A 26,315-nucleotide genomic window follows, 5' to 3' on the forward strand; every position below is an offset into this window, starting at 1 on the left:
CTTTTACATGATCCGTCAGTTGTAATGAACCCGCCGTGACAATACCCAGCCGACAACGACCAGCACAAGGCCGATCACCAGCGTATACAGCCAGGACATCGCCGAGCTCAGGCCAAAATTCTGGGTCTTAAATGCCGTTTGGTAGATGGCTTGTGTGACTGGACTTCCGGCAAATGAATCAATAATCGTATAAATGACATTTGTCAATATCAGCGGACTGACCATTGGAAATGTAATTTTCCAAAATGATTCATAGGCTGTTGCACCTTCGATTTTGGCTACTTCATACATGGAACCGGGTACGGACTGCAGGGCGGCGAGAAAGATCAGAATCTGAACGCCTGAGCGGCTAATAATCTCGTATATTCGCATAATGGCTTCTACGATGTAATCTACATAGGCCATCGGCAATCCAACATCGGCCAGCATCCGCACGATCGAAACCACGTTAAACGAAGCTCCTCCATCAGCCGTCGATTCAACGGCGCTGGCATCGCCCATCAGATTGATCAGACCTGCAGATTCAGCTGCCGCTACTGCACTGGAGGCCAGAATAACGGGCAGGAAGAAGATTGCTCGGGCCATGGTTCTGCCCTTGAACTTCTGATTCAGCAGGGTCGCCGTAAACAGACTGAAAAACAATATCATGGGCACATTCAGCAGCATGGCACCAACCGAATCAATCAGGATCCGGTTAAAGGTAGCATCCACGAGAAGTGCATCCTTAAAATTTTTCAGTCCGACAAAGTCAAGAACGTATCCTCCGGGAGCCACTGACAAGTTGCTGAAGCTGAACCGAATCGATTGCAGAAGCGGCGTGGCAAAAAGGAAGATGAAACCAAGCAGCCACGGCGATATAAATGCCAGACCGAGCAGTGCTCTCCGTGATTTCAATGATAAACGCAGAGTTCTCATTGGCTCACTCCTTCCACGGCATAGTCCATTTTGCCAACTGACACTCCGTCTACAGTTACCCGATCATCAGTGTAGTTTACAAGGATAGTCGTACCGCCGCTGTACGTCACCCGGACCACGCCTTCCTGAATTTGTTCATGCCCGGTCATCTGCTGATTCCCCAACCCTTTCAACACCTCATTTGCTTCCTTGTACAGAACAACCGCGTCATCTATCCAGTCTCCGTACGCGGTAGCATATGCCGAATCATAATTCGTTAACTTCAGCCTGGATGATGGTTCATGAGTCCATTGGAAATGCGGAGCTGCACCAAGCTCAAGACTTCGCAGCAGCTGCTTGCGCAGATCCTGATCTCCTGTTGTATTCATGGGAGATGCGGCGTAGTTCATATAACCATGAATGACCATTTCATAAAAAGGAACTTCCTCATCGGTAATGTTGAACCAACTGGAGCCTTGAGGCACATCCACTACATGCTCCGCATATCCCCATGCATAGGCATTAGCCGATGATAACATCATGCTCGGATATTCCTGCTGCAGCTTGCCAAGCTGCTCCTTCACAATATTCTTGGCCGTCTCGCGGTGAATGACACGGCTATCCCGATAATCGGAAGCTAGAACCTGCCCGAGATCACGGAGTGATAATCCGCTGAGTTCCAGTTTGGTAATGTTCTCGGCAAATTCGCCAATCACATAAGGAAGCTTCGCAGCCGAGAGCAGATAATAGCTATCCTTGCTCTGATCCATTCGGTTGAGAGCAGGACTGTAAGGATACAATTCCGCGGTCTCCTTGGTTACAAACCGGGCCGCATCGGAAGACGGCGCAAAACGCGAGTCATCATGATAGATCCGCTGGAATGCCACATCAGGGAATAGCGCTCCCCCTGACTGCTGCAATCGGGCAGACAGCTCCTGCAGCTCAGAACGACTGCCTACCTCACGATCCAGCTTCACTTGGGTCGGTGTATGGTGGCTGAACCCGCCACCGAACCAGCCCTGATACCGCATCTGTACGCGGCTCACACCTTCCTGCTGTAAATTTGCTGCCATGCGGGCAGCCTGTTCATACGTCGTCATGGCTAGTGTGGTTCGATAAGGCACACCCAGAAAAGAGGTTTTTTGGTCCACAGCACCGAGTACACTCACATAGAACGGCAGCTCCGTCTGTTCTTCCAGCGGCTTCAGCACACCCCCATCCACCAACTGCTGCTGATATAGGCGAGCCATACCGGAATAACTGGCATCTTCTCCATGCAGGAAATGATATCGGACCTGGATATCTCCGCGATAAGGCTCTTCACTCAGCAGTTGAATCTCCTGCATGTTCTGCGAGGTATACATCTCCAATTCATCCTCCCCACGCAGGGAGAAGGTCGCATGTACATGGTTGTAGCTGTTCTGCCTGCCTCCGATATCGGCAGAGATACTGGCCATTCCGTCTCCTTTTTCAATCACGGCAAACCAGGCATTTTTCCCGTTCTTGAGACCAAATACAGGCATATGGGCTGATTCGCTGACCTGGGGACGACTGAGCGAATTATCGTTAGGGTCTGCACCGTATACACGCTGGACATACTGCTCTTCCTTGACCTTTCCGTTATTCAGATGGATCAGACTGCCTGACCCGTCCGGCACGAACATATACCCTTGTCCTTTGGTATCCGCGGCACCGAAGTATGCGAGCAAATCCATGTTACGAATACGATATTGACCACTCTCTTCCACTTGACTCAGAGGTACGGTCACCACCAGCGAGCCTTGATCCAACCGATATTCCACCGGGATGACGAAGCTGGGCTTATCCGATGCCCCGCCACCTTCAACCCCATTTTCCTGATTGTCATAAGCAAGATCGTCTGCCGTGTAACCCGCTGTCTCAAAAGCATCCAGCATCTTGTTCAGGACAAGCTGCTTCGAGATCTGTCCATCCAGCCTTTCCAGAACATCCGGGTTGTCCTTGGTTGGATAGTAACGGGCAGAAGCATACCTGGCGGCGGTGGCATCCAGTTTCGAAAGAACCTTCTCCTCCAGGCGCTGTTTGCTAATCAATCTCGGCAATGCATCGATACCGAGCGAGGTATCTCCAAGGGTGTAGGTAATCCGGATTCCCCCATCCACATTGGCAGCAACAAATTGTTTGTTGGTAATACTGGTGCTGAAATTCGGAAAGTTCTCCAGTGTACCTATCGCATCCCGGAAGGAGATGTTTAGTTGGGACGACAGGACTTCTTTCTCATAAGCCGAAGCCAGACCATCTTGGGAGCGTCCTTTCGGATTGCTGTACCAGATCTCCCCGCTAGCCCCGTCGCGCACGGCGATCTCGGTCGTCTCCTCGTTATAATAAAGTGCCAAGCCCTGATCCTCAGCGACCAACTGCATGCCTGGCACTCCCTGTGAGGTATCCGTAAGATACTTCAGTGAATCCGTTTCGGCAGGTATTGCCTCCGTTGTTGCTTCCAGATAAGCCGCTACTTCTACAGCGGGTACTCCCCTGTTGTTGATATACAGCAGTCCGGCTGCCATCAGAATTACAGCTGTGCCACTGGCCAGCACCGTATATAATCGTTGCCTTTTGATCACGGATGCCGCCTCCTTTAGGTCCGAAAAATCAACTCGCGGTATATGTTATAACCGAATTCATATAATTGCTGCAGCATACTGAACACGAGCGCTCCTAGGAAAACGATAATCCCCATCACAATGAGCGTCAGCAGCATCGTAATGATCGTTTTGAACACCGTATATTGGTGCACCGTCATCGTGCCAATGAACAGGAGCAGCAGAAACCAGAAGAATGCGATGCTGTTAAACAGGTAATAAAAAGCAGTTTCCTCCTGCACCATGAACCGGCTGATGACGATCATTGGGGCATAGATCAGAATAACCGGTATGAGCGAGTATCCTGTCGCGAGAAAGATTTCCCTGAACTTGCCTTCCCCTTCCATCAGCGTCGTCACCGACCAATTGGCAATGCACCATAGGAAGAACGGCACCGCAACCGTCGCGATTTCCACAATACTGTTGATGGTGCGAGGATCCGTAAAATTGACGAGAAATCCCGCGTATTGCTTTTGCAAAGTCATCATGATGATGGTGAGCGCGAGTGCCAAAAAGGCAACAAGCATCCGTCCCCGGTTATCCGACTTGAGGTCCCAGTATGCATCGATAGGGTGAAAAATGAGATGCAGCGGAAACTTAATGTAATCCTGCTTCACGGTCAATCTGCCTCCTCCGTTTCCATTTAACCGCCACCCGGGCCAGGATCAGAATGAAAATCAGTACCATACCTGCGGTCAGGAACGTGCCGAAATGTTCCTTCATCATCTCCCGCCGGTACCTTTTGAACGCCACCGAATAACTCTTGCGGTCCATCCCAAGCTCGAAGTAGCCGAGAGCCTCCTTATTTTTCTTCTCCATGAGCAAGGATTTGCCGATACCGATATAGGCAATATCATAATTGGCGTTCAGCTTCAGTACTTCTTGCCAAATATGCACAGCTTCCGTATCCTCACCCTGATAATGAAGGGCAACCGCCACATTCACGTTGGTTCCAAACCGAGTCGGCTCATAGACCACCAGGTTGCTCTTCCCCCGGTCAAGAACCAGCTGGTGATCGCCGGATTGCTCAATGGCAACGGGTGTTTTGAGGGTGCCCACCTGATTTCCTTTGCCACCATAGATGTAGAGCAGATGACCCTCATCGTCGTAAGTGAACACCCGATTCTGTGTCGCGTCCAGCACACTGTACATGCCGTTGCCCAGCACTTTCACATCAATAAGCTTGGATGGCCCCGTATTGTTGCGGAACCGGATATCCCCCTTGACGTCAAAATAACCAAACCGCTTCAGCACATCTTCTCCGGACGGATTGAGTCGTTTGATCGGCTCATTCGAACCAGGATCGATATTGGTTGCGTAGACAAACCCTTTATGGTCGATATCCACGCTCGAAAACTCGGTCGGTACAAACAGGACCATCTGTGCCCGCTGGGCCTTGGTGGAGAACATGCGCCAGATATATTCGCCGTAGTCCCGCTCCACCTTATTGGTGCCGACGTATCCGATGAACTTCCCCGTCTCGTCAAACTGCATAATTCCTTCGTAAACGCCTTGAGCTACTACATAAACCCGGCCCACATGGTCAACCGTCAACTTCAGCGGCTGGAATTGAAAATTCGTCGCCAGAACATCCGACTCGGGCGCCTTGATCATATGATCCAATTGTCCCTCTGCATCCAGGATCACGACCCGACTGTTCCCTGTATCTGCGACATAGATTCGCTCTTCTTCATCCACAAACAGTCCACCGGGAGCATTAAATGTTTCCTTGCTGCCTTCTCCCGTGAACCCGTCCATGACCCGAAGAAGCTTATACTCTGCATCCAATATAACAATCCGGCTGTTGCCGCTATCCAAAATATAGATCTGACCGGATGGAGATACATTCACATCACCGGGATCCTTGAACTCCCCGATGCCCAAATCGCTGCCCGAGATGGTTCGCTTGGGCAGATAGGCATCCGGGGAAGGAACGGCTTCTCTCCAGGAGTTGTAGTTATAACTCTCATACGGCGCCGAAGAAGCTGCCGCAGGCACCGCATTCGCCAGCAGCAGGGATACTGCCGCCAGGAGAACAAGCCATCTTTTCACTGTGCGTGCCATATCGCTCCCCCTCAATCCTTCATGCCCGAGCTCGCCATCGTCTCAATAATGCGGCTCTGCGAGAAAATAAACAGTGTAATCGGCACACTCATCAGAATAAGTGCCACCGCAGCACCTGCTCCTGCCCGGGATATTCCGCCTTGAATGATCTGGCCTGCTGCGTAGTGCAGTGTCTTGAGCTGCTCGCTGTAAATGTAGCCATTGCCGTCACTGCCCCATAACATCTGGAACAGCAGGATGATCAAGGTCAGCCAGGCGGGCTTCACATTTGGCATCACAATCGACCAGAAGATCCGGTATTCACTCGCACCATCAATCTTCGCCGCTTCCAGCAATGCATCCGGAATCTGCTCCATGAACTGCTTCATCAGATACAGACCAAGTGAATAGGCGAATGCCGGAATAATAACGGCCCAATACGTGTCGATCCAGCCGAGCCAGGACATGATCATATAATTGGGAATGGCCGTTACAGCAGGTGTGAACATGAGCGATAGCACAACCACCTGGAACATGAACACTTTGCCCGGAAATTTATGCTTGGCAAGTGGATAGGCCGCTGCAGAAGCCAAGAGCACATGACCCACAATACCGATGCCCGTGATAAATACGGTATTGAATATATATCGTGAGAAGGGCACCCACGAGTCGCTCAGCAGATTCAGCAAATCCGTAAAATTGCTGAACGTTGGATTTTTGACAAACAACGTCGGTGGAAAGGTAAAAATCTCATCCAGCGGTTTGAAGGCATTGTTGATCGCATAGATCAGCGGCAGTACCATGAAGGCACCAAATACGAGCAGAAGGGCAAACAGGGAGAGACTGCCGGATAACGAGCGATTCACCCGCTTTTTGCCTGTCGCAATTGCAGCCATAGCTATTCTCCCACCCTTCGCAGCAATTTCTGTACCAACAGGTTAGTGCCTACCATAATCATGAAAAGTACGGTTGCAATCGCCGAAGCATAACCCATCTCAAACCGTGTTGTACCAAAGTCGATCAGGTGAGTGACCACCGTCTCTGCCGCATAGTTCACGCTTGGAAACCCAGCCAGTGCGATGGAGACGTCCGCCACGGCAAACGAGGTGGTGAGTTGAATGACTGCACCGAACATCAGCTGCGGCCGCATGGAAGGCAAAGTAATATACCAGAGCTCCTGCCAGCGATTTTTGACCCCGTCTACCGCACCTGCTTCATATAACGTCCGGTCAACCGTCTGCAACCCGGCGATGAATGCCAGAAACCCCGTACCCAAGCTCAGCCACAGCTGCACGAGGATAAGAATAGGCATGATGTAAGCCTCCGTCTTCAGCCACTGGATCGGTTCCAGCAGGAAGCCCCATCGGATCAATAATCCATTGGCAATACCGTAGCGATCGCCCGAGAAGATCATCAACCAGATAAAGTAGACATTTCCGGAAATGGAGGGCGCGTAAAAGATCAATGTCATGAATGCCCTCCATTTGGGCGTCAATTCATTAATGATCCAGGCAAACACGAAGCAGGCAATATAACTGATGGGTCCGGTAATAATGGCAAACAGCAGCGTATTCTTGATGGCGATCAGGAATACGTCATCCTCCAAAAACAACCGAGTATAGTTCTGCCAGCCAATAAAACGCGGAAACTCCAGCATGTTGAAATAGGTAAAGCTGAGTATGATTGAGATAACAACCGGGATCACGGTAAACATGGTGAACAGAATCATGTAGGGAGCCAGCAGGATATAGGAATGCTTGCTGGCCTTCATCTCCTGGAGCTTCCAGCTCCACCATGATTTTATGCCCATCCTTGAAGCCTTCTCAGGAGGACTGTGTTGACCGTCTCGGAGTGATATTTGTGACACTGTTAACCCTCCCTCTGCTTACGGAAGACCAAATTCATTACGTTTGATCCGAATCTCGTCCTGAATATACTGGGTGTAGTCCATGATGGATTCTCTGGCCTCCACTTGACCAACCACCGTTTTGTAAAAGGCATTGAACAGATGGCGCCCGGTAAAATAACCGCCTGGCACTTCGGGAATGCCCTTCACCGTTTCGAATTGTGCCTTAAGATTGGCATAATCCTCAGCTGGCCACGGCAATGAATCAAGCGCCTTGATGTTGGCCGTTGGATAACGCGCAGCAGCGCCCATCAGTCCTTCCATCTCGCGGCCGAATTCAGCCTGTACCGGTGTGCTGGTCCACCATTTCATGAACTCCCACGCGGCTTCCTTATCCTTGGCGCTCTCCAGCATCATGACTGCGCTGCCTCCGCCCGGTACATCCCGATTCAATGTGCCATCCGCCTGTACCGTACCCGGGACAGGAACGAATCCCCATAGTCCGCGAATCTCCGGTGCAAATACGGATAGCTGGTTATACATCGTGTAATCCGTCAAGCCGATCGGCATCTGCCCTGTTCTGAAGCGGTTGGCAAAGTCATATTCCCGCTCCAGCTTGTAATCGGTATAGAACTCTGTCCACTGCTTGAATGTCTCGATCCCGATACGTGAATCCAGATCGGATTCCTTGCCATCGTTGCGGTAGAAAGATCCTCCATTCTGTAGAAGCATCGTTGCGTACTGCGAGTTGGGCGGAATGTTGACACCCTGCATATTGGCCTGAGTCACAACCGGCATGCCGAATTCCATATGGTTTTTGCTCAGAATAGCCAGCAGACTCTCGACGTCTTCCCACGTTTGAGGGACTTCAAGTCCCAGTTCTGCGAGCACATCTTTTCGGTAAAATAGCATATTAAAAGTCTGTGTTTCCGGCAGGGCATACACACCTGAATCATATACGTAGGGGATAATGGCACTTTCCCTGAACTCCTGTTCCACCGAGCTATAGTCAGCGAACTTGGTCAGATCCACTGCCGAATTCCTCATGGCAAAGTTTACGGGTAGATCATTGCCGATCTGCATCGCTACATCCGGTCCTTCACCGGACAACGTAGCTGGCAATAACGTCCCCATGTTGACCAGCTTCAGATTGACATTAATGCCGCTCTCCGGCGTAAAAGTCTCATCAATCATCGCCTTCATCGTATTGGCCTGGTCACGTCCACTGCCGATCCAAACCGTCACCGTACGCTGATCTTCCGAAGTGGCAACATTACCGATTTGGTTATAGTCAATGAAGAACGAATGATAGAATGTCTTCGCTTCATGGCCAACCTTCGCCATCGCTCCCATCCCTTTATGGGGGATACTGGTGTCGATGGACGCGACATACAGGGCATCAATTTCAAGCGGCTGCTCCCGTGCCTGCTGAACCCATGTTCCGAGCCCACCTGTATTCGTTTTGTAAGCTGCCAGCCGTCTTGGTATGGTATCCGGCTTGTCAATCATCTCGTCCAGCTGCTGTGCCATCGTCTTGATCAACGCTTCCTGATCACTGGACTGGCCAGATAGAAGTCGAAGCTGCGCTGCCACGTCCTTGAGTCGTTTACTCTCCCCGGCAAATACCTCCAGCAGGTTCGGAATTTGCTTCTCCACCCGGTAATCCCGGAATTCATCCGGCTTGGTGCCTGTGATCATCAGAATTCGCCGGTACATAGAGTTCAGGTTATACAGACTATCCTCTACATTGCGGATCAACGGTGCGAAGTCACCCAGGCTGTTCTCCAGCCGTATGACATGTTTGCCTTTTTCCAGCTGAAACTTGTAGGGTTCCTTCCCGCCCATCACATCCACGCGATAGTCGCTTTGGTAGCGGAAAGGTGCTTTTGCCATCTCGGCAAAGGGGACCTCACCATCAATGGTCAGTTTGCGCGTGGAATAGATGCCTTTGACGAAATTCTGCTGTGCAGTCAAGCCGATATGATAAAGTCCACTCTCCGGCACATCGACCTCCCACTCAATCCACTGTCCCGGCAGACGCCAGTTGTAGCCACCAATCGTATTGACGCGCACCTGGGAAGCACTATACGGGGATACCGCTGAACTTGATCTTTCGCTGGTCGGGTACAACGTTGGTGAGGATTTGGCAATCGCCGCTTCTCCTTCAATCCGAATAAGTACATCTTTTGGCTGTCCGGAAGAATCCGTCTGCTGTGCCCCTGCGGTTTCCGCATAAGGAAGGACATTCTTCTCGTTGAAGAGCCGCAAGGATCGTATGACCATCGGTTCACGCGTAGATTTCAGCGTTAGGGTGTGTTCCCCTTTTTCGAGAAAAAACTTGAATGGTGCCTGCTCGTATCCATCTGAATCCTGGAACGTCTCTTCCATCCAGCGTGGTTTCTCCACTTGTTTCGGACGAAGATCATTTCCCTGATTATCCTGCTCAGCGGTTTCTTTCTCACTGCCCCATACCCGGTCAAATTGCAAATAGGCTGCTTCCGCAAATGGAAGTTCACCGTCAATATAGAGTGCACGCTCAATCGCGGAACTTTTGCCTTCTACAGGAAAATAAACTGCCGAGAGATTGTACATTCCGGTTTCCGGCACATCGACAATCCAATCAACCTCTCCTGTCTCACCGGTATACAAGGACACCCCTTCCTTGCCTTCATAATCGATCAGTTTGCGGACCTCTTCACCCTCAGCTCGTATGTAGTCCCCCACTTCAATGGTGATATCCACCTCTGGCCGCAATGCTTCACCTGCTTGGATTACATATTGTTCGTATCCCTTCTTCTGCCTGGTCTGCTGCAAGATTGCATCGACCTCAATAGCTGGCAGACTGCCAGGCGGGACATCTGCACTCTCCACATCCGTACCGGAAGTGAAATACAGCAAAATGCCGGCTGCAGCCGCTACGAGTACAGTAGGCAGGATCCATCGGTTTCGTTGTAGAATTCCAGCCATTCTACGAGTCCTCCTCATCAAGGCTGATGCCAGCAACACCCTGGTTGGAATTCAGAAAAACGGGGTTTCGTGCATGATTACAGGCACCGGAAACCCCACTCTGAATCACTTGCTGGTGTTATTGCTTGCCAAGTTTATCAACTGCAGCTTGTGCCTGAGCCTTATATTTCTCAGCTGTCGCTGTAACGGACGCGTTGTTTTTGATGATGTCGTTCACATAATCTCCGATGGGATACCCTGCGTAGGCATCATCAAGCAGGATACGTCCCGTACCGGCAATATGCTCACGAATCATGGCAATGTCCTTCTCGTCGGTATAGCGGCTCTCCAGGTAATCCTGACCCGGATACTCTTCAATCTGCGGGATATCATAGGTCTCTTCATATATCTGGTAGACAATCTTAGGATCCTCTACACCTTTAGGAATGAATTTCGCTGAGGCAGCGTTATTGGCGTAGGTTATGTCCTTGCTGCCCTGAGGTCCGTTCGGAATGGGAACTACACCAGCGGCAAAGGTGATATCTCCCAGCTGCCATTCAGCGGCAGTGAATAAGGCAACGTCTCCGTCCTTGAATGTATTGCTTTCCTCCCAGTTGGTTTTGTCGCCCGTTTTGACCTTCACGACATTCTCCACGTTATACAGGCGTTTGACGAATTCGGCTGCCTCAATGGTTTTGGGATCGGACAATCCTTCTTTTGCATTTTCGTCATCTACGATCGTGCCGCCATTGGCAGCGGTAAAGTGACGAAGCACGTCAATCGGCCAGCCGGAGAATCCGTATACGTCAATTTTGCCGTCGTTATCCGTATCTTTCGTTGCCTGTTTGGCCAGTTCCATGAATTTGTCCCAATTCCACTCACCCTGGTTATAGAGCTCCTGTGGATCAGGCAGCGACATTTTTTTGAACAGGTCACGGTTATAGTGAAGTCCCAGACCAATGCTGATTGGATTATCGAATGAGTAGTAATCACCGGCGATGGCCGGATATTTGGTAATCAAATTGGCTTCTTGATTGATGTTGTTCTCGGCTGTGGTGAATTCGGAGATCGGCAGCAGCTGCCCTTTGAGGATGGCGGGAAGAGCGGACTTGTACTCCATCTGGACGATGTCTGCGAATGGCTCGCCAGCCAGCGCAGTCGTGGTGAATTTATTCATGTATTCTTCGAATGGGACATTAACAAACTCGATTTTCACGTTATATTTTTTTTCGACTTCAGCAATCTTATCGAGACGGGCCTTATCCGATGCGGTCTCCCCCGCTGGCGTCAGATCCCACCAGGCAGCAACCTTGATGACACGTCCACCGAGATCCGGTACATTCGCTGCCACCTCTTCTGTCTCGCCTTCTGTCTCTGTTCCGGCGGTTTCGGTCGTGGTGCCCGAATTGGGAGTACCCTCTGGATTCGTGCCATTCTGCGCTGTCCCACCTCCACTGCAAGCGGATACAAAAAGCATCACGGCCAGTAACATCAACGGCAGAACGTTCCATTTTCTTATCATGTTTTTTACAACCTCCCCGAATGTGTATGCCTGAAATGGTCATATCAAATCACTAGCATTCACTCACCTAATAAAATCAGCACACCACCACCATTTGTTATTTTAACGTTTGGTTTGAACAAACAAAATTTAACATAGCCAAATGTAAGCGTCAACATTTTATTGTTAACATTTTCTATTTTATCTGATATCATGCTGATATAACCCATAAAATCGCTGATAATAAGCATGTCAGAAAAATTTTCCTGTCCTAATCTTTTCTTCACCATCTCCATATCGTTAAAATTTTGTTATTTTATAAAAATAACAAATAGATAATAACGAGTGACATATTCCGATCTTTTCTCTCACCAAACTTCATCATTCCAGTTTCTTGTCCAACTTAGAACGATAGAACCACTAACATTTTTCATTCTGTATCCGTTATTAGATTAGAGGAAATATATCATGATATACTGGAATCAGTTTCATGCTACATGGTCAAGAATACGGCAGAACTAAGAATGTAAGGATGGTATGATGAAGACGAAGGTAACAATTCAGGAAATTGCACATTTTACGGGTCTGTCAAAATTTGCGGTTTCACGTGCGCTCTCGGGTAAATCCGGTGTGAGCGACCAGACACGTGATATCATCCTCAAGGCCGCTGGCAAACTTGGATATTTCAAAGATAACAGCCTGTTATCTGGCGATATGAACAACAGCAATGAACTTCACGACCCTCAAAACATACGGTGGAGCGGAACGATTCTCATTCTGTTTCCCAATGTCCGTTATCAGAACCAGGAATCCGTCTATTGGGGTCCTATCTTTAACGGGATATCATCCAGACTGAACCAGAAAGGGTTTAACATCCTCACTCTGACGGAGCCTTCTACAGATCAATTATTTACGCTGCTGAATCCCGATGCCATTCGGGGCATTATTACAGTCGGTTCAATAACGACACCCATTTTGCTAGAAATCAAACGTCTGGGAATACCTGTTGTTATGGTGGATCATCTCGATCCAGTCTTCCACAGTGACAGCATTTTTACGGATAACTTTGCTTCCATGCGTGAAATTATGCTATATCTCCTTCGTAAGGGCTTCAAAAGCTTTCAATTTGTTGGAAACACCAGTGACGCCCACAGCTTTTATGAACGTTGGATTGCTTACAGTTCTGTGCTTATGGGTAACGGGATAGAAATGAATCAGATACCTGAATTGTGCAGTCCTGCGGTTGATGATTTCCGGCAAACATTTACCTCTGTGATCCATGAAGCGAACTTGCCAGAGGTGTTTGTATGTGCCAATGACTTCTTCGCCCTCTACACCATTGAAGCACTGGAGAGCATGGGGATTAGCGTACCTGAACAATGTGTTGTCACCGGTTTTGATAACACATACGACAATATTCCCGTGCTTGCCACGGTTAATGTGAACAAGGAATTAATCGGTGCACGTGCAGTGGACCAGATGTTGTGGCGCATTATAAACCCGGAAAGTAATGTGGAGAAAAAGCTGATCATGGCTGATGTCCTCATTCGGGAGCAATATGGCCGGCATAGCGGATAAACCACGCTAACGACAAAAAATCCCCCACGCCAGTGTTCTTACTGGCTGGGGGATTTTAAAGTCATGCCTACATATCAAAGTCCGCTATGCCTATTACGTATCTGTCCGCACGTCGTCCCATTCCTGATCCATATAACAGATCAGCCAATTCAATGCCCGGTGGCGTTCGTAAGCCACGCCTCCATTCAATCCCGCGGGAGGTGTTTGCTCATTAATCCGGCTGTTCACACATACCCAGTTGTAACGGTAGATCAGGTCGGCCGCATCGAGAATTTCACTCTTGCTCCGCAGGGATGCACCTGCGAGGAAGTCCTCGAAGCTGTCCTTTTGCTGCAAATAACCTACGGCCTGTCCAACGTTACATAGCTCTACTGGAGCTCCCAGCTCATCGACGTAACCAAGCGCCCACAACATGACGTGGTAAGCCTCGTATCCCCACGAAAAGGTGATGACTTCCTGCTGCTGCGCACCATACTGCTCAATAAATCTTTTCTCCGCCGGGGAGAAAAATAAGGCTGCATCGTACTTGTCAATGACTTCCTGAACGAGTGCTGCTGTGTCTTCTGGACTTTCTCCTGCCCCGAGGCATTCACCCTTGAGTGCTGCGAGACATAAGGCTACCGCTCGTTGTGCTACTTCTTCCACACTCCGGATCGTTGTATGCTCATCTCCAGCCCTTGCGGGTAAATGCACATTGAATGGAATCCCCTGCGCTGCCATAATCGACTCGGAATTTTCCTTGCGGCGAGTGCCTGACTCGGACGGTGGTCTGACATCATCCAAAAGACTGGTGTGCGCTGTCACTTGGTAATCCTCTACCTCGGATTCCCCATTCACGTCCAGCAGCAGCTGTCCTTGTGCGTCCAGCAGGGAGCCGCCTCCCCAAAATATAACCGCATCCAGCCCTTGAGCAAGCTTCAATAATTCTTGGAAGAACTCCTCCGATATATCCTCTTCGGTCTCAATGCCAATGACCATGTTCAGGGTCGAGCATTTGATCAATACTTTTTCCTGTACTGCCGGATTGCGTCCTTCAATCTGACTCATGAACCCCATCATGCCGTTCATCATCGAAGCGAATTCTTCAGGATGTGTCTGACTTGTCATGATATTGAAGCCCTTGGTTTTCTTGCTGAGCCACTTCTTGCGGATAACCTGGATATGCGTCTTGTCTTCCTTGCGTATGATCTTATCCTGTGGATAGATGGATTGAATCCGTTCAAACAGCTGGTCCAGGTCAAACTGGGAGCTGTATAATGCGCAGTTTCTCATGGTGCTCACCTTCTTCTATTAAGTTCATATCATTCATAATTAAACAAGTGCTTCCGGTACAGAACCTAGCTCACTAGTCCTTATATGGATCAAATTCATTGCCACCAGCCATGGCAACGCCAACAGGGCGCAGCACATGATTGATTTTCAGAGTGTCTGCATGAGCATTCAGGACGCCCTGCAGCTTTTTATACACAAACGGGCTTTCGTCCGTGCCTGCACCCCTCAGTTCCACGCCATAGGCACGAATGGCCGCATGCATCTGTTCTTCACTGATCTCGCCGCCCATGCGAGTGCGCAGCTTGTAGTTCATTTTCCCGGCAGCCTGGGTACGACTCATGATCCGTCCAGCCCCATGCACCGTGCTGCGGTAGGATTCCGTGTTCTCCGCGCTGTGAATGCCCTCCACAATCACTGAGATATCTCCCATGCTGCCTCCGACAAAACCAAGCTGTCCGGGTGCCAGCGGGGTGGCTCCCTTGCGGACGACGACCACGTCTTCCCCCATATGCTGTTCTTTCCAGGCAAAGTTATGATGGTTATGCACCGAGTACTCCGCACTCGCTCCAAGAATACCAAGGACCTGTTCTATTACATAATCTCGTCCTGCATAGGCATACCGGCCTGCGAGTGTCATTCCCTCCCAATACATTTCGCCCATTTCGCTGTTCAAGTCAAACAACGTTGGTGCCTGATCCATGGATTCTCCAGGCGCTTTCCCGCTGAACTCACGACCTGCAGCCAGATTGAGGAAACCGCTCGCGACTTTATGACCAAACCCCCGACTGCCGAAATGATTCGCAACCCATACTTTACCGGTTAATTCCTCTACGAAAATATCCACAAAGTGATTGCCGCTGCCTACCGTACCAAGCTGGTTGCGTGCGAGCGTTTTTAATTTGTGCTGCAGCCCAGGTTCAATCGAATCGAACAGCTTCCAACTCGCATCATCAAACAGCTCGTGATCAACCGGAGTTGGATTATTGCGACCCACGCCGAACGATACGTTTGCATTGATATCATCCATAATAACGGCAATCTGTTCCTTGATATCCTCCCACATGAGATTTGTACGTACCGCCTTGTTTCCGCAGGCAATATCGTATCCAACGCCCGAAGGACTAATCATGTTACGGTAGGCGACAACACCTCCGATCGGTTGCGAGTATCCTTTGTGATGGTCAGCCATCAGTGCAACCCCAAGCACATCTCCATGCTGTGAACACGTCACTGCCTGACTCACTGCATTCTCCAGCGGCTCCCCCCATACCTTGATGTTATCCACGATTCTCATGTTATGTATGACCTCCAGTCTTATCAAACACTTTGTATATATTACCAAAAACCATACCAAATGGGCAGTACATCATTCCCTATTAGATGATACACATTGCTGCTCTGATGGCAGCACTTTCTAATAATCGCTGTGTGTAATCGGAACAATTTCAAGTTTTCATTTTGTTCTCATGCATCCTATATCAAACAAAATGACATATATATATTGCAAAAAGACTCAAATAATATTAACATAAGATCCATAGGAAATATTCCCCACATTTTCAATTCCTACAAAGGAGAGGTCAATCATGAAATGGTTCAACAAAAAAGGAAATCAGGATGAGCGTATCGTCAATCTCAAAAACAAGGTGTACAAGGAAGCTTACATTTTTATTATGTATCTATGCGGCATCTCCATCTTGGTCAAAAGTTTTTTCCAATGGGAAACGTATTCCATGTTGACGGAATTGATCGTCATTCTCGCAGGAAGTATTTATTTCGGAGTTCGATCCGTCATGCTGGGCATTTATTCGGATGAAGTTGAGGTCCACGACCAGACAAGCAAAATGTCGTACAGCCAGCGAAACGTAATTACGGGTCTCATTATCGGTATTTCGATGGCCTTGTTCCTGGGCATAAGAAGCTCCGTTTTGTTTGCCGATACAGCGCATGAGAAGTGGTGGTATTTCTTCCTCGTGTTCATATTTTCACTGCTGCTTTACATCCCGCTCTTTGCGGGGTTTAATGTCATCGTTCATCACTTTGCAAACAAGGCGAGTCAAAAGGCCGCAAGTAAAGATCAGTGTGATTCATAGAAAGGATACAAGGGTGAATGGGCATGAAAAATATACGATTGAAAGTCGCCAGGGTAGAAAAGGATCTATCACAGGATGATCTGGCACGGATCGTCGGTGTATCGAGGCAGACCATTGGTCTCATAGAACTGGGCAAGTATAATCCGTCTCTCAGCTTATGTATCGCCATATGCAAGGCACTCTCCAGAACACTGAATGATCTGTTCTGGGACGATGAGCAGACATAAGCCGGAACGTTCATTACGGAATCATTATCATATTTATAGATGGAGGAGGCGTTATTTTGAGCTATTTCAGAAAACGAAAAACGGGTGCAGTGCTTGCACTGTCTACAGTCATGCTGGTGAATCTGCTCTACCCAACCGGATATGCAGGTGCAGCTTCATCAACCGCTGTGGAGACCATTCATGGACAGGTAACCCAGGTGGAAACTGCGAAAACATCGGATGAGAAAATTGCAGAATGGAACAAGTGGGCTAGAGATCACGCATATCGACTGGAGAGCATCCAGCCTGCAAAGACAGGTCAGGAGACCGATTCCTTCTCGGACCTCGAGATGTTGAGACCCCTGCTCCATGACAAGCGAATGGTATTCCTTGGTGAAAGCTCTCATGGGGTTGCCGAGTTTAATCTGGCGAAGACCCGGCTGATCCAGTTTTTGCATCAGGAAATGGGATACAACGTTCTTGCATTTGAGAGCGGTCTTTCCAACACGTCACTGGCTAATGCCACGGCCAACCAGCAGCATCCAGAGCAAACGATGAAAAACGCCATATTCGGCGTCTGGTGGTCCAAGGAAATGATGCCCTTATTCGATTACCTCAAAACAAGTACAAAAACCGAACAGCCCCTCATTCTAACCGGTTTCGACATGCAGCTGCAATTCCCGTTGTTGGATGGTAAGTGGCTGAAAGATAAAGAACTTGCAAATCGTCTCGCACACACGGAACAGAAACTAGCCAGTTTCTCTGCCGGAACGGACCTGAAAGCCTATCAAGCTGAGAAAAATAAAATCATCAAGGTATACCAAGACGTTCTTCAATCCCTGAGATCCAAACCGAACCAGGCCTATCTGCAAAAAGAATACCCGGATCAGCCCAAGCTTTCCATGCTGCTAGAGCGAAGCCTCAGTGATCGAATTCGCGTCGCGAGGGAATATGTCGATCTGTCCATCCGGGCTACAAGTGAAATGAATGAGGGCAAATATAAGACATTTCTAGATTCCATGGATTGGCGCGATCAGGCGATGCATGACAATCTCATGTGGCTTGCAACCGAAGTGTATCCAAACGAAAAATTCATAGTATGGGGACATAATGATCACATCAGAAAGGCGCAGAGCGAAGTCATGGGCTCACCCTATCCCATAACCATGATGGGGGAGAAACTTTCGGAAGAAATGAAAAAATCCAGCTATGTTTTGGGATTGTATGCATCAAGCGGTCAAACAGCAGATAACACAGGTGGAATTCATGCCGTTGAGCCAGCATCACCCGGTTCTATTGAAGGTATTATGTCTGCGACAAACACACCTTATAGCTTCCTGGATCTTCGGTACCAGAACAGAGAGACCGGGAACTCCTGGATGTTCGAACCACGATTTGCATACAGCTGGGGCATGATCCCTGAGAGCCTCATCCCCCGTGATCAATATGACGGCATTTTGATGATTGACGACGTACATCCGCCGCAATATATCCGCTCCTCCTCATCAGATTCTCAAGAACAAAACAAGGAATAAATACAAAAAGAGAGCTGTCAGCTCTCTTTTCCTTGCGGTTGTATACGTTCTTACTTCTTGCTGATTTTGAATTTGAACTCCCATGTTGCCGTGTTACCCGAATATCGGCCTCTGTTCTCCTTTACTACAACGGAAAGAGTCTTATTTGTTGATTTGGAGAATGAAGATACTTTGACATTCGCGCTCTTTCTTCCGATATCCGGAATCTTATCCTGTTCTTCGGCTTCCGCTTTTATTTTCAGCGTATCGGTTGATTTCAGATTTAATGTAACCGATGAACCCTCCTTCAGGTTTTTACCGTTCACACTTGCCCCTATTGCCCATTCGTTTCCGACGGAATTGTTCTCTGCCAGCTCAGCGCTCATCAGCGTCACCGTTACCTTAAGCGTTTTGGCAGCGGCGTAAGATGTTGGGGAACATACGGCGAAGATCAAACTCATCATCATCAAGACATTAGCCCATTTTTTGAACACGAGAGTGCCTCCCTCAGATCCATGAATTTTTCAATGTTGACTATGCCTTATTCGCCTTGCTCCTTAAGTAATCCTTCTGGTCATCAAGGGGATTCTTATGCTCTAGTGTTTGCCACTGAACACAAATTTTCACTGCACTTGTGCATAGCTTCTCCATTAGCAGCAAATACCTAACTTAGAGGTGTTGACCATATGTTCCAATTTATTTTTAGAAAAAAACAAAAATCAGAGTTCCTTCCTGTACCAACAGGCCCTCAAACGAAGACAGCTGATCAAGGGAGTCCTACTCCTGATTTCATCCAACCAAATCTGGAGTCTAACCTTCAGGAATTACAACATTCGTTCACAAACTGTTCTGATGTCGTTTTCCGCACAATCACTGTTGAAAACTCTCTAGCCGCTTGCCTGATCTATATTGATGGTTTGTGTGACACCGAACTTCTCGATCAGCTGCTGCTCCAGCCTTTTCTTCCAGGGGGAGAACTTGCTCAGGCTGCAGCAGAAAAGAACTTGGGCACTTTAACACGAGATAAACTGGCAGCAGCAGGCAAGGTTCAGCAGGCTCAAACATTGACCAACCTGATGGATGGCATCCTGATTGGACAAACAGGGATCCTGATTGAGGGAGAGAGCCAAGGCCTTCTCGCGGATTTCTCCAAATCCGCACAACGAGGCATTGAGGAACCTACCTCAGAAAAGGTCGTGCGCGGTCCGCGGGATGGCTTTACGGAAACTCTGCGTGTTAACACTTCGCTACTGCGCAAAAGAATTCACAGCAGCCGGCTGAAGATGGAATCCATGAGCATGGGTGAACTGACCAGAACGGAAGTCGTCCTTTGTTATATCGAGGGTATCGTTCAGGATGAGCTGCTTCATCTCGTTCGGAAGAGGCTGCAGCAGATCCATATTCAGGCTTTGGGAGGGTCAGCTAATATTGAGGAACTAATTGAGGATAATCCCTATTCCCCATTTCCCCAACTGCAGAACACTGAACGCCCGGATGTCACAGCGGCGAGTCTGCTGGAAGGCAAGGTTGCCATCCTTGTGGACAACACCCCTTTTGTACTGATTGCTCCAATGAATTATTGGACCGGTCTCCAGTCTGCCGAAGACTACCATGAACGTTTTCAATACATGACGTTTGTACGCTGGATTCGCTATACTTTTGTACATATATCCCTGCTGCTTCCGTCTCTGTATGTCGCACTAACCACCTTTCATCCACAGGTCATTCCAACATCCCTATTGATTAGCGTTGCCTCTGCCCGCGAAGGAGTTCCTTTACCGGCTGTATTTGAAGCGATCATCATGGAATTTGTGTTTGAAGGGCTGCGTGAAGCAGGAATCAGACTGCCCCAGCAAGTCGGTCCTGCAGTCAGCATTGCAGGTGCGTTGGTAATCGGTCAGGCTGCAGTAGAGGCGGGTATTATTTCGGCACCCATGGTGATTATTGTCGCTACGACCGGTATTGCCTCCTTTGCTTTTCCCAGATACAATCTGGGATTTGCATTTCGGATGCTCCGTTTTCCACTGCTTGTATGCGCTGGTTTTATGGGTTTCTATGGGATTGTTTTGTTTCTGATTGCGCTGAGTGTTCACCTTGTTTCGCTGAAGCCATTTGGAGTCCCTTACATGACGCCTGTTGCACCATCATCTTCCCGCCATCTGAATGATGTTCTATTCCGAGGTCCGGTATGGAAAAAGAAAAATAAAAAACAGCTGCTTGCCAGCATTCCGCCCGATATGGAGTCAGACCAAACCCAAGAGAGCAGGAGTAGATCCAAATGAACAGCGTACGATTTTATACCATGATGCCGCTGCTTTTCGTACTTTTGGTGATCACTACGGGCTGCTGGGACCGGCAAGAAATGAATGACAGGGCGATCATTCTTGGCTGGGGCATGGACCTTAATGAAGATGGGAGCTACACCGCAACAGCTAACATTGTGGTACCCATGAATACCAAATCAGGTGGTGCTCAAGGAGGAAATAATGAATATATGTTGCAGACTGCGAGAGGCAGAAGTGTCATTGACGCTGCACAAAACATTCAAAAGAAAATGTCACGTGTTTTGTTTGCCAGCCATCGCCGCAATATTTTCCTTGGGGAGTCTTTGGCCAAGAGAGGTATCGGCCATATTGTCGATGAATATGCCAGAAACCCGGAGTTGCGGCTAAGGACCAATATATTCGTGGTCAAAGGCGGAACAGCCCAGCAGGCTATGTCGTTATCCAATCAGTTGGAGAAGAATCCCTCAGTCGCCGTACTCAAAATTCAGGAAAAAATCGGTGCACCGGTAGGCCGTTCTCTACTTGATTTTTTTATCATGAGTAATGCTTACGGCGGATCGGTCATGCCTGTGCTGCAAATTGTTTCACCGCCTGGCGAGTCCCAAAAAAAGAATGAGAATGATAGCCCCCCTACGCCGACACTGGAGGCTGCTGGTTCCGCGATCTTCGACCGTTCCTTGAAACTGACCGGGTACCTGGGCTACAACGAATACTGGGCAAGATTGTGGATTGTCAACAAACTTCGTAATCGGGATTTGATCGCGCAGATGGACGGACCAGAGAGCACAGTCGCAGTGCGAGCCAGGAATTTCAAATCCAAAGTCACGCCGGTGATTAACACTCATCCCATTCGGCTGAACGTCGTGCTCTCTGCTCAAGGGCAGATACCCGAGAACAATACCAGTTTAGATCTGTCGATTCCCGAGAATATCAAAAAAGTGGAGACACGCTTGAATTTGCAGCTTCAACGGCAAATCGAACATATCGTGACTAAGGTTCAGGATGAGTTTCAGACAGATATTTTTGATCTTGGAGATATCATCCATCGTAAGTATCCTCAGCAGTGGAAAAAGATGGCCGGAGATTGGAATACGCTTTTCCGTGCTGCAGATATTTCCGTTAAAGTGAATGTCAAAGTGGATGGAGCGGGATTGACGGGAAAATCATTGCTGCCGGATGTATACAAAGGAGAAGAACAACATGCAGATCAGTAACCGTCAATTGTTCTGGCTTATCATGTCTATCGAGATCGGCATGAACCTGCTGCTCTCCATTAACTTTGCAATCCAGAGTAGCAAGCAGGATGTCTGGATGTCAATGATCCTGGCCGGTCTGGTAAGCCTGTTCATTGGGTGGATATGTATCAAGGTCAGTCTGCTATATCCGGATCAAACACTGATGGAATTCACCACCACCATCCTTGGCAAAGGATTAGGAAAAGTTGTAGGTCTTTTCTATCTTGCCCAGTGGTATTGGGTGGTCGCAGTTATGCTCAGGGAGGAGTATACTTTTGTCCGGCTCAGCCTGTTGCCCAAAACACCGGACTATCTGATCGTCCTGACAATGCTTGCTGTTGTGGTCTATGCTGTCTACAAAGGTGGAATTGAGACCATTGGACGCTTAAGTGAACTGTGGGGCCCCATTCTCCTGCTTATTCTCGTGTTCACCATCATTTTGACTTCTCACAATCTAAGGATTCATGCCCTGCTGCCTATCTATTCCGATTCAGGCATGCTTCCGATTATGAGAGGAGCCCTGACACCAACCTCTCTGTTAGGCGAAGTCTCTCTAGTCATGATGCTGATCTCTTTTACCTCCTTTTCCAACAAGACAGATAAACAGCGGCAGCTATCCAAAAGTATCCTGAGCGCGGTCTTCTTATCGACAACGTTTCTGATTTTGGGTGCTGTGTGGGTCATCATGACCTTTGGAGCAGAATTGGCCGCACGAATCCATTATCCTTTTTTTGAAATGGTCAAGCTTGTCTATCTGATGGAATTTATTCAGAGTCTGGAAATTATCATGGTTTCCATTTGGGTGATCAGTGTCTTCATTAAGCAATCCGTCTACCTGTTTATCGCCAGTTATGGGTCAGCCCAATGGATTGGTCGCACCCCTGGGTGGAAAAAGTGGTTGTGGGCTGCTGCGTTTATCATTGGGGCTTTGGCCATGACGATAGTCAGGCTCGATCCATCCTCCAAAACCCTGCTGGAAGTGATCTGGATCCGCTTTGTGCTGCCAATTAACTTCCTCATTTTTCCATCCATACTATATATTGTCGGACGCTTGCGAAAGAGAAAACAGGAACACAAAGCAAGCCCATGATTGTAACACATCAGATTTCCCCTCTCGTGCAACAAAGACACACTCCTGTAAAGGAAGCATTAACTGCCCGAGAGGGTTCACTATTATTTTCCCCCCGGCACAATTACAAATGGAAAATACTCATTTCAAATGCTTCCGGTACCCTTGGACCTTCTCATCCTTGAATCCAAGCTTTTCATAGAAAAGATGTGCTTCCTTGCGCTGATCTCCAGATACCAGAATCATGTACTCGCACCCGAGGTCTCTCGCAATCCGTTCAATCTGGAGCATCAGCTTCTGACCGATTCCCTGTCTTCGTACCTGATCGGATACGATCACATTCTCTACAACCATGAAAGGCTTGCATTGTCCCACGAGATCCATGCATTCGATCCCCATAACAGATCCGGTCAGTTCACCATTGTAAAATGCACCAAGCACATGATAATGACCATTATGTTGTATGTACCGAAACATTTTCTGCATCTGCTCCTCATTGGTGGGGGTTCCCATCAACTCATTGTACAATTTGCTTAAGGCCGGCAAATCCTGAAATTCAATGGCTTTGATTGTAACCATAGATCGATCCTCCTAAGTTCCTATCATGTTGTTCCGTACTCTATATCATACCCTACGTTAGATCCTTCTTAAAGTAATAATGAGAATGTCCTTATCCCCTGCCTCATTTTTGATATTAAAATTCAATTCCTCATACCGATGCTTCAGATCCTCACTCAGATGAGCCGCATTAAATGCAATCAGTTGATTACGCACATAGGCTGATTCTTCCGCATTACTTGGATTCAACGTACCTTCAGACATTTTTCATTCTCCTCCCTGTTACTCTCGCTGTTATAAACGGAATCATTCGTATACATCCCTTGAATATTCTAACATTATTGGACTGCATGCAGCATAAAAAACGCACCTCCAGAGGAGATGCGCAGCACCTGATATTATTCGATTGCTTGAATTGAAAAGCCACTCATTTTAGAGCAATTCTTCTCTCGTTTTAAGCATGACCTCTACGTATCCTGCGTCCATTCTGCCCAGCACGTCTCTAGCCTGCACGTGGATTTGAATCGGGGTTTCACTTGATGCAAGAGCTCTGATGTAGAGCTTCTGCCCTTCCATTCTGACTTCAGCTAGCTGCGGGTCCGGTGACTCTGCTGTGAGAATCAGTGTTGAACGGTCATCATCTTCATCTTCAAACATGTATGCCAGATCGATCTCGGTCTCTTCGTCACCAACATAAACGGTATTCCCAGCGGGGGCCTCCACCAGAACTGGTGCAGCATCATCGAAATCGTACATCGGTAAACGTTCAATCAGCCCCATATGCAAAGTAAAGTCAGGCTCGTCTCTGAGCATAATGGAATTGTAACGGATATTTAAGTTTTGCAGTAAAGGCAGGTCAGCAACTCCGGTAGGGATATGATTCAGTTGGTTATCGCCAACGTCCAACACTTGAAGGGAACTCAGGCCACTTACATCAAGTGATGTCAACTGATTGTAGGACAATACCAGCTCCTCAAGGTTTGAAAGTCCTGACACATGGACCTCTGTAAGTTGATTGCTGAATAAATCCAGCTTCTTCAAATGCGTAAAACCTTCAGCATTCACAAGGCTGATGTTATTCCCGGATAGGTCAATTTCCGTAACGTTCATGCCTTTGAAAATTTCGTATCCTGTCAGGTCAGAGATGCCCGCATCTCGCGCATACAGTCCTCCGTCCGTCTGTACCAGTGCATCCACCAGTTCCTGCTTGGTTAATGGATCATTCACATCCTTCTCAAGCCAATAGGCAACAGCTCGCGCTAAATTAGGATCAGGGAATTGCCTGCTGATCGTATTCGCAAGGACCGTGATCTTGAACTGTGCAGTAACACTGGCACCCTGGTTATCGACAGCCTTGACTGTAAGTACAGCTTCTCCTTCTGCCACTGCTGTGAGCTTGATTGTCTGACCATCTACCGCAGTAGAAACAACCGTTTCATCTCCATCTATAATACTAAATTGCAGGACTTCTCCATCCGGATCACTGAAGTAAGAGGAAGCCTGAAACTCCAGAGACGCATGATCCAGAACAAGTTCCTGATCGGGCAACCCATCTTTAATCACCACTGGGGCTTGATTTTCAGGTTCAGGGTTGGAAGGAGTTTCTGGATTGGATGGATTGGTTGGGTTGGTTGGATTCGTTGGCGTTGATCCGCTGCCTCCTCCTGCATTTCCACTTCCACTGCCGGAATTGTTTCCACTCCCATTCGTTGCGTTTCCACCGGTATTCCCTGTAACTTCACTACCTGTAGTCGTCCCCTCAACTTCCGTCACTTGATCTGGCTTATCCGAATCAGAATCTGAAGCAGCATTATCCAATTCCGATGATTGTTCAAGCGCCTTGATCGCGTCGCTTCCACGCAAAGCAATCACAGCCATTTCTTGTCTTGTTGTAGCACGTTTCGGAGCAAACTGGCCATTCTCGCCCTTTAACAAGCCCAGTTCAACTGCCTGCTTCACGCTGTCTGCAGCCCATGGACTGATACTGGAAGCATCCTTGAAAGATAACATTGAGTTCGTACCTGTTGCTTCTGTAAATCCTCTAAAATGAATCAAACGCATCAAAGTCACTGCGAGTTGTTCCCTGGTGACCAATCCATCCGGACGAAATGTGCCATCAGGATAGCCTTTCATGATTCCTGCAGTGCTTATCAATTTAATAAAAGCAATGTTATCCGTGCCTGAATTCAGATCCTTGAAAGCTTCGGATGAATTCTGAATTTCAGAGTCCTGATTCAAACCCGCAATGCGAACCAAGGTATACGCCAGATCACCGCGTGTAAGACTCCCTCTCGGATAAAACAATCCATCCTGCGTACCTGGGAACATCTGTTGTTCTGTTACGATCTCAATGGCCTGTCTCGCCCAAGGCGAGGCTTGCTGTAAGTCATTTGCGCTCCCGGTTCCCGCAGCGGCCCCGACGTTACCAGGAACAGTAAGTGATGAGACGGACAATAGAACTGCCAGATAAGGTAGGATTCTGTTGTTTTTGTTTCGTGTTTTCCCTTTGGATAGACGTGTTGACATGGTTAAGCTTTACCTCCCACATGACTCTAACCGTGCTTTTTCTTAAACAGCAAAGTTATTAATTGTCTTTATTGTAGGAGAGACTTCCATGAGAAAATAGTCTACAAAACGATAGACAGCTTGCTGCA

At 48.3% G+C, this 26,315-nt stretch carries 22 protein-coding genes; 7 read left to right on the top strand and 15 right to left on the bottom strand.

Annotated elements, in window-relative coordinates; genetic code table 11:
- Positions 1–15: 15 nt before the first annotated feature.
- The 9 genes from AC3WQ3_RS15930 to AC3WQ3_RS15970 all read right to left on the bottom strand — a co-directional run bounded on the left by AC3WQ3_RS15930 (position 16) and on the right by AC3WQ3_RS15970 (position 12,138).
- The gene (locus AC3WQ3_RS15930; protein ID WP_492472749.1) at positions 16–915 is read right to left on the bottom strand and encodes a carbohydrate ABC transporter permease; all 900 of its coding nucleotides are present in this window, start codon (positions 913–915) and stop codon (positions 16–18) included.
- A complete protein-coding gene (locus tag AC3WQ3_RS15935) occupies positions 912–3,497 on the bottom strand; it encodes a DUF5696 domain-containing protein (protein WP_492472750.1) in 2,586 nt (861 codons plus the stop codon). The genes AC3WQ3_RS15930 and AC3WQ3_RS15935 overlap by 4 nt, the downstream gene beginning before the upstream one ends.
- Before the next feature lie 14 nt (positions 3,498–3,511).
- On the bottom strand, positions 3,512–4,132 hold the full coding sequence (locus tag AC3WQ3_RS15940; RefSeq protein WP_095359181.1) for a YIP1 family protein: 621 nt from the start codon (positions 4,130–4,132) through the stop codon (positions 3,512–3,514).
- Positions 4,113–5,579 (bottom strand): NHL repeat-containing protein, encoded by a 1,467-nt coding sequence (locus AC3WQ3_RS15945; RefSeq protein WP_492472751.1) that lies wholly within the window; start codon positions 5,577–5,579, stop codon positions 4,113–4,115. Before AC3WQ3_RS15945 ends, AC3WQ3_RS15940 begins: the two co-directional genes overlap by 20 nt.
- Positions 5,580–5,590: 11 nt before the next feature.
- Positions 5,591–6,454 (bottom strand): carbohydrate ABC transporter permease, encoded by an 864-nt coding sequence (locus tag AC3WQ3_RS15950; protein WP_017689719.1) that lies wholly within the window; start codon positions 6,452–6,454, stop codon positions 5,591–5,593.
- Positions 6,455–6,456: 2 nt separating this feature from the next.
- Positions 6,457–7,368: a carbohydrate ABC transporter permease gene (locus AC3WQ3_RS15955; RefSeq protein ID WP_492472752.1), complete on the bottom strand. Its 912-nt coding sequence runs from the start codon at positions 7,366–7,368 to the stop codon at positions 6,457–6,459.
- A gap of 75 nt (positions 7,369–7,443) precedes the next feature.
- Entirely contained in the window at positions 7,444–10,371 is a 2,928-nt protein-coding gene (locus tag AC3WQ3_RS15960; RefSeq protein ID WP_492472753.1) for an extracellular solute-binding protein, read from the bottom strand.
- Between the two features lie 118 nt (positions 10,372–10,489).
- The gene (locus AC3WQ3_RS15965; RefSeq protein WP_492472754.1) at positions 10,490–11,872 is read right to left on the bottom strand and encodes an ABC transporter substrate-binding protein; all 1,383 of its coding nucleotides are present in this window, start codon (positions 11,870–11,872) and stop codon (positions 10,490–10,492) included.
- A gap of 59 nt (positions 11,873–11,931) precedes the next feature.
- Complete coding sequence (locus AC3WQ3_RS15970) at positions 11,932–12,138, bottom strand: hypothetical protein (RefSeq protein WP_492472755.1); 207 nt, start codon at positions 12,136–12,138, stop codon at positions 11,932–11,934.
- A 253-nt stretch (positions 12,139–12,391) separates the two neighbouring features.
- On the opposite strand from AC3WQ3_RS15970, the gene AC3WQ3_RS15975 reads away from it, so the two are divergent.
- Complete coding sequence (locus AC3WQ3_RS15975) at positions 12,392–13,429, top strand: LacI family DNA-binding transcriptional regulator (protein ID WP_193722195.1); 1,038 nt, start codon at positions 12,392–12,394, stop codon at positions 13,427–13,429.
- Between the two features lie 93 nt (positions 13,430–13,522).
- On the opposite strand, the gene AC3WQ3_RS15980 is transcribed toward AC3WQ3_RS15975, so the two are convergent.
- Both AC3WQ3_RS15980 and AC3WQ3_RS15985 read right to left on the bottom strand, forming a co-directional pair.
- Positions 13,523–14,701, bottom strand: coding sequence for a DUF4272 domain-containing protein (locus AC3WQ3_RS15980; protein WP_492472756.1), 1,179 nt, complete (start codon positions 14,699–14,701; stop codon positions 13,523–13,525).
- 73 nt (positions 14,702–14,774) lie between these two features.
- Entirely contained in the window at positions 14,775–15,995 is a 1,221-nt protein-coding gene (locus tag AC3WQ3_RS15985) for an RtcB family protein (RefSeq protein ID WP_492472757.1), read from the bottom strand.
- Positions 15,996–16,287: 292 nt separating this feature from the next.
- Here AC3WQ3_RS15985 and AC3WQ3_RS15990 point away from each other — a divergent pair, with 292 nt between their 5' ends.
- The 3 genes from AC3WQ3_RS15990 to AC3WQ3_RS16000 are packed head-to-tail and all read left to right on the top strand — an operon-like array spanning position 16,288 to position 18,535.
- Positions 16,288–16,794: a DUF6773 family protein gene (locus tag AC3WQ3_RS15990; RefSeq protein WP_492472758.1), complete on the top strand. Its 507-nt coding sequence runs from the start codon at positions 16,288–16,290 to the stop codon at positions 16,792–16,794.
- A 23-nt stretch (positions 16,795–16,817) separates the two neighbouring features.
- Positions 16,818–17,021, top strand: coding sequence for a helix-turn-helix transcriptional regulator (locus tag AC3WQ3_RS15995; protein WP_095288443.1), 204 nt, complete (start codon positions 16,818–16,820; stop codon positions 17,019–17,021).
- A gap of 56 nt (positions 17,022–17,077) precedes the next feature.
- Entirely contained in the window at positions 17,078–18,535 is a 1,458-nt protein-coding gene (locus AC3WQ3_RS16000) for an erythromycin esterase family protein (RefSeq protein ID WP_492472759.1), read from the top strand.
- 50 nt (positions 18,536–18,585) lie between these two features.
- On the opposite strand, the gene AC3WQ3_RS16005 is transcribed toward AC3WQ3_RS16000, so the two are convergent.
- Positions 18,586–19,008 carry a hypothetical protein gene (locus AC3WQ3_RS16005; RefSeq protein ID WP_492472760.1) on the bottom strand — a complete coding sequence of 141 codons (423 nt, stop codon included), beginning with the start codon at positions 19,006–19,008 and terminating at the stop codon, positions 18,586–18,588.
- Between the two features lie 192 nt (positions 19,009–19,200).
- On the opposite strand from AC3WQ3_RS16005, the gene AC3WQ3_RS16010 reads away from it, so the two are divergent.
- Genes AC3WQ3_RS16010 through AC3WQ3_RS16020 form a run of 3 tightly spaced genes read left to right on the top strand, consistent with a single transcriptional unit; the run spans position 19,201 to position 23,124 of the window.
- The gene (locus tag AC3WQ3_RS16010; protein WP_492472761.1) at positions 19,201–20,796 is read left to right on the top strand and encodes a spore germination protein; all 1,596 of its coding nucleotides are present in this window, start codon (positions 19,201–19,203) and stop codon (positions 20,794–20,796) included.
- Positions 20,793–22,013, top strand: coding sequence for a Ger(x)C family spore germination protein (locus AC3WQ3_RS16015; RefSeq protein ID WP_492472762.1), 1,221 nt, complete (start codon positions 20,793–20,795; stop codon positions 22,011–22,013). The genes AC3WQ3_RS16010 and AC3WQ3_RS16015 overlap by 4 nt, the downstream gene beginning before the upstream one ends.
- Complete coding sequence (locus AC3WQ3_RS16020; protein ID WP_336779291.1) at positions 22,000–23,124, top strand: GerAB/ArcD/ProY family transporter; 1,125 nt, start codon at positions 22,000–22,002, stop codon at positions 23,122–23,124. Before AC3WQ3_RS16015 ends, AC3WQ3_RS16020 begins: the two co-directional genes overlap by 14 nt.
- Positions 23,125–23,244: 120 nt before the next feature.
- On the opposite strand, the gene AC3WQ3_RS16025 is transcribed toward AC3WQ3_RS16020, so the two are convergent.
- The 3 genes from AC3WQ3_RS16025 to AC3WQ3_RS16035 all read right to left on the bottom strand — a co-directional run bounded on the left by AC3WQ3_RS16025 (position 23,245) and on the right by AC3WQ3_RS16035 (position 26,187).
- On the bottom strand, positions 23,245–23,682 hold the full coding sequence (locus tag AC3WQ3_RS16025; protein WP_492472764.1) for a GNAT family N-acetyltransferase: 438 nt from the start codon (positions 23,680–23,682) through the stop codon (positions 23,245–23,247).
- Positions 23,683–23,739: 57 nt separating this feature from the next.
- On the bottom strand, positions 23,740–23,925 hold the full coding sequence (locus tag AC3WQ3_RS16030; RefSeq protein WP_492472765.1) for a hypothetical protein: 186 nt from the start codon (positions 23,923–23,925) through the stop codon (positions 23,740–23,742).
- 168 nt (positions 23,926–24,093) lie between these two features.
- Positions 24,094–26,187 (bottom strand): S-layer homology domain-containing protein, encoded by a 2,094-nt coding sequence (locus AC3WQ3_RS16035; protein WP_492472766.1) that lies wholly within the window; start codon positions 26,185–26,187, stop codon positions 24,094–24,096.
- Positions 26,188–26,315: the final 128 nt, after the last annotated feature.

It is taken from the genome of Paenibacillus sp. FW104-T2 (assembly GCF_058789975.1).